Annotated in this window: 12 protein-coding genes; 1 reads left to right on the top strand and 11 read right to left on the bottom strand. The window is 63.1% G+C overall.

Annotation, left to right across the window (positions count from 1 at the left end; genetic code table 11):
• Positions 1–8: 8 nt before the first annotated feature.
• From ABZS45_RS11575 to ABZS45_RS11525, 11 genes are all read right to left on the bottom strand, one after another.
• The gene (locus tag ABZS45_RS11575) at positions 9–1,868 is read right to left on the bottom strand and encodes a FadD32-like long-chain-fatty-acid--AMP ligase (protein WP_412099949.1); all 1,860 of its coding nucleotides are present in this window, start codon (positions 1,866–1,868) and stop codon (positions 9–11) included.
• 137 nt (positions 1,869–2,005) lie between these two features.
• Complete coding sequence (locus tag ABZS45_RS11570) at positions 2,006–2,938, bottom strand: cutinase family protein (protein ID WP_412099948.1); 933 nt, start codon at positions 2,936–2,938, stop codon at positions 2,006–2,008.
• A gap of 54 nt (positions 2,939–2,992) precedes the next feature.
• On the bottom strand, positions 2,993–3,511 hold the full coding sequence (locus ABZS45_RS11565) for a hypothetical protein (protein ID WP_412099947.1): 519 nt from the start codon (positions 3,509–3,511) through the stop codon (positions 2,993–2,995).
• A gap of 8 nt (positions 3,512–3,519) precedes the next feature.
• On the bottom strand, positions 3,520–5,514 hold the full coding sequence (locus tag ABZS45_RS11560; protein WP_412099946.1) for an alpha/beta hydrolase-fold protein: 1,995 nt from the start codon (positions 5,512–5,514) through the stop codon (positions 3,520–3,522).
• A gap of 221 nt (positions 5,515–5,735) precedes the next feature.
• Positions 5,736–6,767 carry an alpha/beta hydrolase gene (locus ABZS45_RS11555; RefSeq protein WP_412099944.1) on the bottom strand — a complete coding sequence of 344 codons (1,032 nt, stop codon included), beginning with the start codon at positions 6,765–6,767 and terminating at the stop codon, positions 5,736–5,738.
• A gap of 144 nt (positions 6,768–6,911) precedes the next feature.
• Complete coding sequence (locus ABZS45_RS11550) at positions 6,912–8,657, bottom strand: hypothetical protein (RefSeq protein WP_412099943.1); 1,746 nt, start codon at positions 8,655–8,657, stop codon at positions 6,912–6,914.
• Between the two features lie 48 nt (positions 8,658–8,705).
• Positions 8,706–9,713 (bottom strand): decaprenyl-phosphate phosphoribosyltransferase, encoded by a 1,008-nt coding sequence (locus tag ABZS45_RS11545; protein WP_412099942.1) that lies wholly within the window; start codon positions 9,711–9,713, stop codon positions 8,706–8,708.
• Positions 9,710–10,237, bottom strand: a complete 528-nt coding sequence (locus ABZS45_RS11540) for a phosphatase PAP2 family protein (protein ID WP_412099941.1) — start codon at positions 10,235–10,237, stop codon at positions 9,710–9,712. The genes ABZS45_RS11545 and ABZS45_RS11540 overlap by 4 nt, the downstream gene beginning before the upstream one ends.
• Entirely contained in the window at positions 10,227–12,179 is a 1,953-nt protein-coding gene (locus tag ABZS45_RS11535) for a glycosyltransferase (RefSeq protein ID WP_412099940.1), read from the bottom strand. Before ABZS45_RS11535 ends, ABZS45_RS11540 begins: the two co-directional genes overlap by 11 nt.
• 118 nt (positions 12,180–12,297) lie before the next feature.
• On the bottom strand, positions 12,298–12,489 hold the full coding sequence (locus tag ABZS45_RS11530) for a hypothetical protein (protein ID WP_412101179.1): 192 nt from the start codon (positions 12,487–12,489) through the stop codon (positions 12,298–12,300).
• A gap of 397 nt (positions 12,490–12,886) precedes the next feature.
• Positions 12,887–13,204 (bottom strand): hypothetical protein, encoded by a 318-nt coding sequence (locus ABZS45_RS11525; protein WP_412099939.1) that lies wholly within the window; start codon positions 13,202–13,204, stop codon positions 12,887–12,889.
• A gap of 12 nt (positions 13,205–13,216) precedes the next feature.
• Here ABZS45_RS11525 and ABZS45_RS11520 point away from each other — a divergent pair, with 12 nt between their 5' ends.
• Complete coding sequence (locus ABZS45_RS11520; protein WP_154762579.1) at positions 13,217–13,384, top strand: hypothetical protein; 168 nt, start codon at positions 13,217–13,219, stop codon at positions 13,382–13,384.
• The last annotated feature ends 14 nt before the right edge of the window (positions 13,385–13,398 follow it).

Genomic DNA, 13,398 nt, shown 5'->3' with positions numbered 1-13,398 from the left:
CGTGGGCTTTAGGAAGCGAGGTAGCTCTTCTTCGCCACGCGGCGGGCAATCTTGCCCGAGGAGGTGCGCTTGATCTCGTTTGCGTTAAACCACTGGATAACCGCCGGGGTCACGCCGTGGTTCGCGGAGACCGCGGAGCGGATGGCTTCGGAGGCGGCGGCGTCATCGGCCGGGTTGGCACCGTCGGCGCGCTCAATGAGCAGCACGAGTTCCTCGGTGCTGCCGCCCTCCACCGAGAAGGCCGCGATGGAGTCCGCGCGCACGTGACCCGAGGCCTCCTGCACGGTGCCTTCGATATCCTGCGGGTAGTGGTTACGGCCAGCCACCACAATGAGGTCCTTGAGGCGACCGGTGATGTAGAGCTGGTTATCCACGATTGCCGCCAGGTCACCCGTGGCCAACCAGTTGTTATCCTCCGGAGCATTCGGCACGCGGGATCCCTCTTTCAGGCGCTCCCCCAGCGAGTTGTGGAAGGTCGAGGTGGTTTCCTCCGCACGGTCCAGGTATCCGGCGGCGCGGTTGTCACCGTGGAGCCAGATTTCGCCCACGCGGCCATCCGGCAGCTCGGCCTTGGTCTCCGGGTCCACAATGGTCAGGTGCTGGGCCACCACGCTCTGGCCACAGGAGGCATAGGCCACGGAGTCCGCGGACTTCTCCACGATGACCGCCTCACCCTGAGCCAAGCGCTCGCGGTCGAAGTGGGAAATGAGCGGGCGCTCCAGGGTCTGCGGCGTGGTGACAATCAACGAGGCCTCCGCCATGCCATAGGACGGGCGCAGGGCATCGCGGCGCAGGCCAAACTCTTCCTTGCCGAAGGTCTCCCAGAAGGAATTCACTGCGGACTCCGTGACCGGCTCCGATCCGATCACGATGCCATCGACATTGCTGAAGTCCAGCTTCTCTCCCTCGGCCGGGGCGCCATAGCGCGCGGCAAGCTCGAGGGCGAAGTTCGGAACCACGGCATAGGTCCCCTGCAGCTGCTCATCGATGGGCTGGCGCTTGAGCTGGTCAATCCAGCGCTTGGGCTGCTGCACGAAGTCACGCGGCGTCATGATTTCCAGGTTGAGGCCCAAGATAGTCACGAAGGTTGCCAGGATGATGCCCATATCGTGGTGCATCGGCAGCCAGGACACCACGCGCGCCGGCAGCTTGATCTGCACCGCGGTGAAGATCTGCAGCACGTTGGTCATGATGTTGCGGTTGGTCAACAGCACACCCGCCGGGGTGCGGGTGGAGCCGGAGGTGTACTGCAGGAAGGCCGGGTGGTCCACCGGCGCGGTCTGCAACGCGGCCAGGGCCGCCTTGCCCTCCTCGGTCTCCAGCGGGTTCACCCAGCTCTGCGCCAGCGAATCCGGCAGGGAGTCGATGGAAATGATACGCGGGCGCTCAGACGCCGGGCGGTCCGCGAAATAAGCTCGGTTAGCCGCAGCTGAAATGTTGTTGGTCAGGACGATCGACGGGTTGGCATCGCCGAAGACTGCCCGCAGGTGATCAGTGTGGCCAGGCTCGTTCGGATCGTAGAGCGGAAGCGGCGTCATACCCGCGTACATCGCGCCCAAGAAACCGAAAATGTACTCGGGAGAGTTGCCCGCCAGGATGGCCACGCGATCCCCCATCTTGCCCACCTGCTGCAGGCGCGCTGCCACCGCCTTGATGCGGGTATTGACCTGGGAGCGGGTGATATCACGAGGGGTGCCCTCCGGGTTATCGGTATAGACCCACTGGCGCATGACCGGGCGATCCGGGATTCCCGCCTGCTGCTCCGACGCATAGACGTGTTCGGCGAGCCCCGCCAACGTGAGGTGAGGCGGCAGGGCAATGTTGCCCTTCTCGTCGAAGAACTGGCCGATCAAGGCTTTCAGGTCCATGTGGGAAAGCTCCTTCGTAGGGTAGAGAGGGGACGCACCCCTACTTCACGTACTTTTGACATTGAAAATATCAGAAGAGATGTGCCGAGCGTTACATGGCACGCGGTGGAGGTGGGGTACGGGGGCGTCGCCAAGCACTACTGCGCGTCGATGGTGTCCTTCGCCCACTGCGTGACCCACTGATTGGCCGTGGTGCCTTCGATGACGTCCGGATTGTAGGCATACAGGGCATGAACACCGTTGGCGTCGATGAGATCACGCGCGCGTTCGAGCCCGTTGCTGACATCCAGCGGGGCATCACAAATAGAGTCATTCGGCGCACAGATTTGGAAGGTGCGGTCCGCCAGCGCCCCGAAGCCATTGGCGCGCTCACCGCGCATGGTGGCGCCCGGGACGATGCCCTGAATCAACGTGGAAACAGGCTGCAGAGCAATCTCAGCGCCCACTCCACCGACGTGCGCGCCCGGGTTAATGCCCACGCCGTCCTGGCGTCGCCCGTCCGCGATGAGTGCAACGCCCGCCACGCTCTCTGCGGGCACGGGCCCGTTGCCGCCGCCGATTCGGTCCGCCACGTCACCCGCGATGACCGCTCCCTGCGAAAAGCCGCTCAGGATGAACTTCGTGTTCGGGCAGGTCTCGTGCATGTAGGTCAACTCACCCTCTAGGCGCGAGGTACCCTCGTTGCGGGAATCGTCATAGCTCATCTCGTGCTGCGCGTTGATGTTCTTAAACTGCGCGGTGTACGGCAGCGTCCACACCTTGACGTCCTCGGGAACGTAGGCCTCCTTCAGGGGATTCGTAATCGACAGCATGAAGGAGTTCGGGTTCGCCCCCGGGTTGATCGGATCATCGTCCGCAGCGGATTCCCACGTTCCCGGCGCGGAGATGAACTCCACGCGCGGGCACCAGTCCGGTTGCTCGGGGCTCGTGTCCCCCTCCTCCTGGGAGGGGGCTGGCTCCACCAGGTTTCCTTGCTCTCCTTCCTCGCGGGTGTTGAGGAAGTGGACCGCTCCCCCACCAATCACGGCTAGGAGAACAACGACGGCAAGGACGGTAAGTGTTTTACGCATGAAGAAATTTCTACCTTTAAAAGGCGCGGGATTGGCTGGAAAATCCCTGCCACGTTACTGAGCGCAGAGCTTGTTACCCTGCTCGGTGATGAGCTGGACGACGTCCTCGTGGCTGAGTTCCGTGCGGCCCTGCTCGATGAGCTGCCCGGCCACAGCCGGCACGGTGACGGCATCGCCCTGGCAGGAAGCTTGTGCAGCACCCACCAGTTGGTCTTCTACGCCGTCGACGTTCACGCCTTTCTCAGCTACTGCAGCCAGAAAGTCCTGGTCCGGGCCTTGCGCGGGCGCGGGCGTTGGGATTTCGGAGATCTCGTGCGCACCACGGTCTTCCGGCTCCTCGCCTGGCGTTCGCTCGGCCGATGCGGAGCCTGAGGCGGATGCAGAGCTTTCCGACGCCTTGCTTGCCGCAGTTTCACCACTCGCCGCCGAAGAGCGCTCCAGCGGCGCCACGGAGGTTTCGGTGGCATCGCCCTCGTCGACGGTGGCGGAACCGCAAGCGCTCAGCAAGGTGCCGGCCGCAAGCAGCACCGCCGCACCAGCTGCTGCGGTGGATCGGGCAGAGAAAAGACGCATGACAGTCCCTACTTCTTATCCGCCTGGACCTGGCCCATAACTTCACGGATGACGCCGTGCTGGAAGGACTGAGTCAGTCCGCCTGCCGGAATGGAGGCGTAGTCCTTGGTGGGCCAGCCAAACTCGCCCTGCTCCCAGCCGTGCTTGCCCCACTCATCAAAGATCTTGCCCTTGAGGATGTAGTGCGCGCCGGAATCCATGGACCAGTAGATGTTGCCGTGTTCGAATTCCTGGAAGAAGCCGCCGTTGACGGCCTTCTCCTCGCCCACCGGGTAGCCCAGCTCGGACTCGGCAGCCTTCAGTTCCTTGTATTTCGCGCCGATAGCGCCGTGCACGATGTGGGTGGAGCCATCCGGGCTGCGGGTCAGCACGCCGTTCTCGAAGTCCTGGACCTCGCCCTCGCCAACCTTGCGCGGCTCGGACACCGGGTACTTGAGGTCGCCACCCTCGAAGCCGTTCTTACCCCAGGCATCGAAGAGGTCCTTCGAAATAGGCCAAGCGCCGGTCTCCGGGGTCCAGTAGATGGAACCGTGCTCGAAGTGGACGTAGCGGCCGCGGCCGTCCGGGGTCTTTTCCTCGCCGGTCTTCGGGAAGCCCAGCCAAGAGGTCGGGCCACCGAGCTCGGAGTAGCGCGCACCAATGCGGCCAATCACGGCGTGGGCGCCGGTCTCCGGGGACCAGTACGCGGTGCCGGCCTGGAAGTCCTGGGCCTTGCCGCGCTCGGCGACGTCATACTCATTGTTCACGCAGTTACCAATGATGCCGGACTTGGTGGCCTCCGCGATGGCACCGATCGGCGTGCAGTCAGCGCCGCGGTCACTCTTGTCCAAACCGAGGGAATCGGCAATGTAGGGCCAAGCCTCAGTCATCTCAAACTGCCAGTATTCCCAGCTGTGGACGCCAGTCGGGCGGAACTTGACCACCGGCTCCACACCAACGCGCTTGGCAGAGTCAACGAAGGTCTGGGTGGACATGCGGGAGATGGCCTCCAGGCCCACGCCGGCCATGTTGGCCTGGCCCTTGGCCACCGAACCGATCTGGCCGTAGTCATCCTTGCCGTTACCGGCGGAGACATAGACCTTCATGTCCTTGAGGTTCTCGATGCCCAACTTCGGATCGTGGTCAATCCAATCCTGGGAGTAGAGGTCACCCCACATGTTGGTGGAGGTGAATCCGCCGGCGTCAGCCTGGGCGGCGGTGATAGCCTCCGGCATACCCATGGTGGTGGTATCAAGGTAGCCCGAGAAGGAGCCGACGTACTTAAAAGCCCACGGGTTGCGCTCAGCCAGGTTCATGGCGGCGGTACCGCCCATGGAGATACCAGTAACGGCGCGCTTGCCATTGGAACGGTAGCCCTTCTCCAGAATCGGGATAAGCTCCCGCATCAGGAAGGTCTCCCACATGTAGTGCGTGCCGTTGTCTTCCTTCTGCCAGTCGGAGTAGAAGGAGGACTCGCCGCCCACCGGCATGATGAGGTTGACGTTGCGGTCGGCGTACTGGGAGAGGATGTTGGTCTCGATAGTCCAGCCGGACTCGTCATCGCGGGCACGCAGGCCGTCCAGCGCCCAGACCTCCGGGAAGGTCTTGTCCGGGCTGGAGTACCAGTCACGCGCGAGCTGGATCTGTACGACCTGCTCCTTGTCCGGCATGGCAGCAGACTTGATGTAGACCTTGAGGTGGCGGTTGGTTAGGTACTCAACGCGGGAGACGGATACGCCCTCCGGCAAACCCTCGATCTTCGGGTACTCCGTCTCCACCGGGGTACGCTGCGGCGGGTTAGACGGGGCAAAAGAATCGGAGAGGTTGGAGCTGCCCAGGAGATCAGTAATACCCTCAGTCGAGGAGCTGGACGACTGCGCGTTTGCAATAGGCAGCAGCGCAAAGCCCACTGCCACAGCGGTGGGCAGTGCGGCGATGGTCAGGCCCTTGCGGGCTGCAGACGGGGAACGCAGGCCGGAATCCTTGGCGGACCGGCGGGGCTGGGTTGACGCAGTGTTCGGCATTGAAGAGTCCTTGGTAGGGGTAAATCGAGATGAGGGCACGCGATGCCGCGAGCGGGCTCCGCAGGTTCCCCTCCTGCGGAACTCGCCGCCGCACACGTGGTGAGCGGTCTAATGTGTTCTCAAGTTTAAGTTTAACTTGAGACTTTCGCTAGGGGGACACGCCCAGCAAACCAATGAAAAAGCCGCCGTGCACAGCGGCACGGCGGCTAGGCAGTAGGTGCTTACCAGGCGTTCATAACGTTAAGCACCTGCGGCTTGGAGCGTTCGAGTTGGTAACCGAACTGCTCCCAGTTGTGAAGACCTTGGCCCGGGTAGTCCGTCTGCAGGCGCACACCCATAGCACGGGCCTTCAGCTCCCACAGGCGGGTGGTGGCGTTGGCAAAGCCCTCCAGCGCCACGCCGGCCGCGATATGCTCCGGGCGGTAACGCTGCTGGTCCACCGGACCCGGAATACCGGAGGCGGCGGAGACATAGACATCCGTTCCGTTCGCAGCCAGATCCGGGATCAGGTTGAAGGGATCATTGCTGAAACGCTTCGGGTTGATGATGGAACCGTACATGGCGTTGATGTTGAAGCCGCCGGCGTCGAGAAGCGCCAGGCGCATGAAGGTCTGGGCCCCCGGCAAGGTCGTGGTGAGGTAACCGGAGTAGGACAGCGCCTGACGGAACTGCTCTGGGTGCTTGCCCGCGAGGGTAATCGCAGCGGTAGCACCCATGGACAGGCCAGCGATGGAGTTATTGTTGCGGGCCACGCCGAAGTTGCCCTCAAGGTAGGCCGGAAGCTCCTGCGTCAGGAAGGTCTCCCACTGGTAGTTGACCGGCTTGACCAGATCGTAGGTAGCCGGACCGTTCCAGTCCGCGTAGAAGGAGCCCGCGCCGCCCACCGGCATCACCAGGGTGATGTTGTGGTCCACGTAGGTGCGCGCGGCGTTGACGTCATTGACCCACGCGTTTGTGCGATCGGTGGCGCGCAAACCGTCGAGCAGGTAAAGACCCGCATTGCCGCCGTTTTTAGCGGGCTGGATCTGCACCGGGATGTTGCGGCCCATTGCCTGGGACCACACGTCGCAGCGCTGTACCCAGTAACCGACGCGATCCCATTCGCAGACGCCGGTGGCGTCGCCACGCAGCCAGTCACGGTGAGCGGCGGATGCTTCTTGTGTACCCGCGGTCACGACCAGGCCCAGAGCCACAGCGATGGCTGCCACCACTGAAAGGACCCGAGTCCGCAGGCCGGAGCTTAGTGAACTCATGTTTCTCCTTAACGTTTTTACTGCCACTGGTACATCGCCAACACGCCAGCGATAGTTACAGATCAATAACAGGAATCTTTCGTAGCGTAACGCACCCTGGCAATTTTCGCCTACCCATGGGGGTGCTCCCCAGCTCACACCAAGCTAATGGACAGGATAATCGCTGGGCTCATCGGAGAGCATGAGGGTGCGGCCCGAGGTCAGTGAGAAGGTCAGGTTCTTGAGGAAGCGCTCCCGCGTTAGGGGTTCACTGTAGGAAGCGATGAGCTCCTGCACTTCCGGGCTTGCCAACGCAGCGCGCGCCTGGCGGGTCTTGTCCTTGTCATACCACGGCGGGAGGTACTCGATGTCCGCGCCCGTCAGCGCAGCCTGCCACTCCACGTCGAGGTGCTTGTCGTGGCCCACGCGCCCGCCTTCCTCACGGGGCATGCGCGCCGCCAGCGGGGTGGCCAAGCCGATAGTATCGAGAACACGGACATTGAGCGGCGCGTTCATGGACGTCATGCCCAAGTTCACCAGGTAGACCGTCGGCGGCTCAGTGCTACCCGGCTCCCGCGGAACGGTGAGCCAATTGAGAAGGTCCTTCTCCTCATCCTCCACATAGATTGTGGCCAGGGCATCTCCCTCCACCAGTTTCTCGCCGGCCTCTTCGTAGCCGCGCATGAACTTCATCCCCAGGTAGTCTTTAGCCGAGCGCGGCGGGTAGCCCGCCTCGCGGTTGGTGGCATAGGTCCAGAAATCGCGCTCGTCCACGATGGACAGGGGCTCTTCATACGCCTCCCAGTCCGTCGGATGCCCGCGCAGCACGACGACAACAGCCCACACCGCACAGAAACCTGCCGCAAGCGCGGACACCAGCCCCTTGAGCGGCAGCACGAAAACGGGAAGGAGCGCGGCGAAGAGCGGCAGCAGCAGCATGCGTCCGTGCATGAAATCACCGCCGACACGCAGTACGTAGAGCACGTGGATCACCGCGGCCCCGACCATCAGGTAGGTCACGGTCGTGGAGTTGCGCAGCGCTGCCGGGCGCAGCTGGGCGCGGAAGGTCCACAGCGCCGCACCCGCCAGCACGAGAACGGGCAGGTACAGGGCATAAGGCCCTATAAAATCCTGCAGGTAGTTCAGGCCGCTGTCCCACGCGCTTGACGACGCCGACTTAGCCACCGCCGTGTGCGGCGTCAACAGGCCGTAATAGCCCATACGGAAGAACTGGTAACCCGCGGGGATGGGTAGGGCCGCTCCGAGGATGCCAAGCCAGACTTTCCAGTTGCGGTGCGCTGCCAAGAGCAGGAGGCCGGCAAGGCCTCCGTAAAGCGCGAACTCCGGGCGCACGAGCCAGGACAAACCAGCCCACAGCGCGAGCCAATAAGCACTAGTATTCGTGCGGGATTGCACCCAGTGCTGCAGCAGCGCCCAGAGGCCGGCGAGGTAGAAGATGGACAGTCCCCATTCCAGCCCGGAGGTGAAGAAATCACGGGCCGGAGGTAGTGCGAGGTAGACCAGCGCGCCGGCGGGAGCCACGAGTGGTGCAGGAAACTGGCTCGATCGGTAGAAGGCCCGCGCCGTGGCCCACGCCCCCAGCACCATCGCCGCGACTGCCAGTAGGAGGCCCAAGTTGACGGCGATGGATTCCAGCGGGGCGTTCGTCAGCCAGCGCACGAGCAGGATGAGGTACTGCCACAGTGTGGAGGTATTGGCCTCCACGCGCTCGCCGACATTGAAGACGGGGCCGTTGCCTTCCTCGAGGTTGCGCACCGTGCGCAGGACGATCAGGCCGTCGTCAGAAATCCAGCGGCGGGCGAAGCCACCCCAAAACGAGAAAACTCCGATCACGATAACCGAGGCCAACGCGCTGAGCGCGGCCACGGTACGTGTATCGGATTTTCGCATGAGGAGAGAGTTTAGCACTTGCCTTGCCCTGTTCCCGATCGGCGCTGGCTAGCCCACCATTACCGGCATGATGTACACCGCCATGGCGATGCATGCCAGCCACACCAGAGCCAGAATCTGGAGAACGCGGTCCTCCAAGGCGATCTCGTCCGGGGCGCCGCCATTGCCGCGGTCCACGTCGGCGGCATAGCGCAAGATGGCAATGGTAAACGGCACCATGGAGATTTGGTACCACACGCTGGCCGGGCCATCAGACTCGTTGGAGAGCTGGAATCCCCACAGGGAGTAGGACATGACAACTGCGGTGGCCGCCAAGGTCCACACGAAGCGCAGGTAGGTGGGCGTATAGCCCTCCAGGGATTTGCGGATCTTGGCGCCCGTGCGCTGCGCTAGAAGGATCTCCGAGTAGCGCTTACCCGAGGCCATAAACAGGGAGCCGAACGCGGCAACCAGCAGGAACCACTGGGATAGCTCAATGCCCGCGGCCACACCGCCGGCCATGGTGCGCAGCATGAAGCCGGAGGACACCAAGGCGATATCGATCACCGGCATGTGCTTCCACCCGAAGCAATAGCCCAGCTGCAGGCCAATGTAAATGGCCATGACGATGGCGAGCTCCAGGCCCGCCGTGGCCAGGAAGGACAGGCCAATCGAACCGATGATGAGCACTGCCGCCATGACATAGGCCAGGCCCACCGGCAGCACGCCCGCCGCAATCGGGCGGAAGCGCTTCGTCGGGTGCGCGCGGTCAGCCTCTACATCGCGGGCATCGTTGATGAGGTAGATGGAGGATGCGCCCATGCAGAAGACGATGAAGGCGAGGAGGACGTCGAGAAGCACGCGCGAGTGGAATAGCGACTCCGCGCCCGCCGCCGCAGGAGCGGCCAAGACCAAAACGTTCTTGACCCACTGCTTGGGGCGCAAGGCCTTCACCATGCCATCGGCGAGGTTCTTCGGCGGCTTGCGCTTGCGGCCGGTATCGATGCCAGAGGTGTGCGGCTCAGAGTGGAAGACGCTCTGTCCACCGTCATCGACGCGGTTTGGTCGTTCGCTCATGCGGTCTTCCTTTCATAGCGGTGACATGCTTCCGCGGTGGCGGCTCCCAGCAAGGCGCCGAGTGCCGTATCGGATGGGTAATGTACCCCGAGCACCATACGCGAGGCCATCATGACCGGCACACCAACGAGTGGTGCCGGGGTTCCCAGAACGTGCGCGGCACCCACGAGGAACGCGCTTGTCGACGTCGCGTGGGAAGAAGGAAAAGACAGCTTAGACGGGGTTTTCACACCTACCTTGACGTAGTCGTAATCCGGGCGTTTGCGGCGGACAATGCGCTTGATCACAACGCTGGCCGCGTGCGCGGTGAAAGCGCCCACGCCAACAGCCACCCACTGGCGGCGGCGCGCCGGCTTCTGGTAGTTCACGGCGGCGCCCAGACCGGATAGAGCCAGCCAACCCAGGGCGTGCTCGCCGAAGTGGCTTAAGCCCCGCGCGGTGGGCAGAATGCCGGGGGCATCGAAGGCCACGTCCTGAATCTTCTCGAGGACGTGGGATTCGGCGATGGACAGCTTATTGGGCATCGAAGACCTTTCGCCAGGACTCGCGGGAGGTCAGCTCCGGCAGGGCCGCGCGGTACTCGGCGCGCAGGTCATCGAAGTTCTCCTCGATTTCCTTGAGCAGCTCGCGGGTGGACTTCACCAGCTCGAGGGCCAGCTCGCGGTCGCGCTTACGGAAGGCCACGCCGGTGCCGCCCGCGGTGGAAACGGTGGCGGAATCGACGCGGGAAAGCGTGAACCAGCGGGCCTCCTCCGGGGTGAGGTTAAGCTGTGGTGCCTCGTGGTGCGCTGGATCTTCCTTGGTGACCAAGTGCTTGGCGGACTTGATAAGCCACGGAATCTTCTTGATCTTGCCCAGGCGGCCGCCGATATTGCGGGTGGGCACGCCCGGCGCGCCAGTGGGCGCGGGCAGCTGATCCGCCGAATCGATAATGACGGCGTCTGGGAATTCCTTGCGGATTGCGGCGATGCGCGGCAGCGAGGACTCCAGGATGTCGAAGAGCTGATCCGGGCCGGCCAGGAAGTCCTTCATGGCCTCCAGCTGGATGGCCATGGTGGAGTACTCCATGCACATGGTGTGCTTGAGGGTGGATTTGAAGATGGACTTGGTAATCCCGCGCGCATCGCCCTCGTGGTAGAGGGCCGCCACGATGAGGCGGTTGCGCAGGTGGAAATAGGCCTGCCAGTCGATGGCATCGTCCTTATCCGCCCAGGCCATGTGCCAGATGGCCGCACCCGGCCAGGTCACCGTGGGGAAACCGTGGGCGGCGGCGCGCAGGGAGTACTCGGTGTCATCCCACTTGATGAACAGCGGCAGCGGCTGCCCAATGCTCTCCGCGACGACACGCGGGAAGAGGCACATCCACCAGCCGTTGTATTCCACGTCGACGCGGCGGTGCAGCGCGCGGGAGTCATATTTCTTCGGGTCGAGGTGGGACTGCGCGTCACCGATGGCGCGCAGCGGGTACTTGGCAAAGTCGTGGTCGTAGACGGCGTGCTCGGCCGCACCCCACATGAAGTCAGCGCGGTTCACGCGCTCACCGGTGGTGCGCAGCTGGGAGCGCTCCTGCAGGTTGAGCATCTGTCCGCCCACGATGAAGGGCTTGGCGGCGTAGCGCGCTGCTTGGACCGCACGGAGGATGGAATCCGGCTCGATGGCGATGTCATCGTCCATGTAGAGGATGTAGGGCGAGTCGGTATTCTCCAGCGCCTCGAACATGATGCGGGAGTAGCCACCCGAGCCGCCCAGGTTGCCCTGGCGGAACTCGCGGAAGCGCTCACCGAAGTGCGCCACGGCCTCGTCGTAGCCCGGCTCGTCCGCCGGGTGCTGGTTGCCCTGATCCGGCATGAGAACGTAGTCGATGATGCCATCCACCACCGGGTCCTCCGCCAGCGCCTGCAGTGCCGCGACGGCATCGGTGGGGCGGTTGAAAGTCGGAATGCCCACGGCAACACGCTTCTCCTGCGCCGGGTACTCGCTGCCGTCCGGCAGGAGCTGCGGGTTCGGGGCGTGGGGGGCGCACCAGGAGGCGTCGGAAAGCACGGTGTCCTTAACGGCGGAGGCATCGAACCACAGCAGGCCGCCGTCCTCGAAGTTCTTCAGGGGCAGCTCGAACTCGTGGTGCCCGGTGGTCACCACGTGGTTGGCCACGGCGATGCGCTGGCCGTCCTGCTTGGAGCGGTACAGGGAGATGTTGGTCTCTCCCTCCACGTCCATGACCAGCACGATGGACTTCAGCTGGGACCAGCGGCGCCAGTAGGCGGCCGGGAAAGCATTGAAGTAGGTCTCGAAGGAGGCCTCTTCGCCGGCCGGGATGGTCACGGAGGTGCGGCCGCTCCAGCTGAGGCGCTCGCGGTTCTGCTCGGACTCGATGAGGTAGAGCATGCGGACGTCGACCGGCTCGCCGCGCTTGGGCAGCAGGATGCGCTGTACGGGTTCGTACGCAGCAGTATTGTTGGCAGTCACGATATCTTCGGTTCTCCACACAGATTTTGACAGTATTCAGAAACCAAGATTAGTGGTTCAACACTGCTGCGCTGAGTTCCCACGCGGCGAAACGGCAGGAGGCGAACCGAAAAGCGAGTTAAGCCGTGAGGGCAGCATCCTCCGAGATGGGCTCGATACCCAGGCGGTTGAGCATGTAGAGCACGCGGGCGCCGAGGTCGTCAGCCAGCTCGCGGGTCTCCTCTACGGTTTCTACCGTAGCGATATCCCAAATCTTGATGTCCTTGCCGACTTCGTGCGGCGCCAAAAGGAAATCGACCTCGATGGTCACGAACTCGTGGCCGCAATTGTCAGAGGCTCAAGAGAGTGTCGAATCGGAGGGAGATTGAGAAAGTAGAGAACAATACTGACTAATTTTTCGCTAACTGACAACTATTAACTCTGTACAATAAGAAGGATACTCCTCATAGCAACACATGATCAGAGTGTCTTTCTTCCTATTTCAGTCAGCTCAAAGAGTCGACTTTAGCGAACCTCTTCCCAACTGCTCCCCAAGTGAGATAAACGCCGGCACAAACAAGAAATGCTGCAAAAAGAACGCCAGCAAGGGAAAACGAAACCTTCAGAGAAATCCCCGCCATCACATGCCCCAATGAGGAACCAAGGATGGGCCTGACCCCCGACGTGTCTACTTTCCGGGGGTCAGGCCCCAAGCCCACCCGTGGAGTTCACAACCTATATAGGAACACCCCCGACGGTGAATTGCCCGTCATCCTCATTCCCGGGACCGGGTCGTCGAACAGCTCATCGGTACCGGTGCCTCGAACCACGGGCCCCGGGCGCACAGCGCAGCCGATCGCTTTGACGTCCACCCCGAGATGCGCCACGGATACTCCCGAAACGCCGGCAAAACGAACGCGCTTGCCTGGGAACAGCAGATCTCCGGTTCCATGCTGCTGAATGAGCTGACCATCGGCGACATCACTCGACCGGGCGTTCGGTACACCTTCCTGGGCACGCGGCACGACAATGCCGTGCTCCCCCACTAAAACTCCTTCGTGCGGGAACCCGGCGTCACCAACATCACCGTCCAAGACGTGTGCCCCGCCCACCGCACCGAGCACTACGGCTTCAATTACGACCCTGTCGCCCAGGGCATCGTCGAGGACCCGCTGACCGGGACGGCGTGGCGGGACCACTGCACCGGTACCGGACCGGAGCGATAGTCCTCGACGGACGA

Source organism: Corynebacterium aurimucosum (genome assembly GCF_046895345.1).
Lineage (GTDB): Bacteria > Actinomycetota > Actinomycetes > Mycobacteriales > Mycobacteriaceae > Corynebacterium > Corynebacterium aurimucosum_G.
Note: the sequence above shows the minus strand (reverse complement) of the source record. Positions and strands in the feature narration are given on the sequence as shown.

What these genes read in the sequence shown, in the direction of transcription:
- ABZS45_RS11575 (WP_412099949.1), bottom strand. Translation starts at nt 1,868, where the DNA reads ATGGACCTGAAAGCCTTGATCGGCCAGTTCTTCGACGAGAAGGGCAAC.
- ABZS45_RS11570 (WP_412099948.1), bottom strand. Translation starts at nt 2,938, where the DNA reads ATGCGTAAAACACTTACCGTCCTTGCCGTCGTTGTTCTCCTAGCCGTG.
- ABZS45_RS11565 (WP_412099947.1), bottom strand. Translation starts at nt 3,511, where the DNA reads ATGCGTCTTTTCTCTGCCCGATCCACCGCAGCAGCTGGTGCGGCGGTG.
- ABZS45_RS11560 (WP_412099946.1), bottom strand. Translation starts at nt 5,514, where the DNA reads ATGCCGAACACTGCGTCAACCCAGCCCCGCCGGTCCGCCAAGGATTCC.
- ABZS45_RS11555 (WP_412099944.1), bottom strand. Translation starts at nt 6,767, where the DNA reads ATGAGTTCACTAAGCTCCGGCCTGCGGACTCGGGTCCTTTCAGTGGTG.
- ABZS45_RS11550 (WP_412099943.1), bottom strand. Translation starts at nt 8,657, where the DNA reads ATGCGAAAATCCGATACACGTACCGTGGCCGCGCTCAGCGCGTTGGCC.
- ABZS45_RS11545 (WP_412099942.1), bottom strand. Translation starts at nt 9,713, where the DNA reads ATGAGCGAACGACCAAACCGCGTCGATGACGGTGGACAGAGCGTCTTC.
- ABZS45_RS11540 (WP_412099941.1), bottom strand. Translation starts at nt 10,237, where the DNA reads ATGCCCAATAAGCTGTCCATCGCCGAATCCCACGTCCTCGAGAAGATT.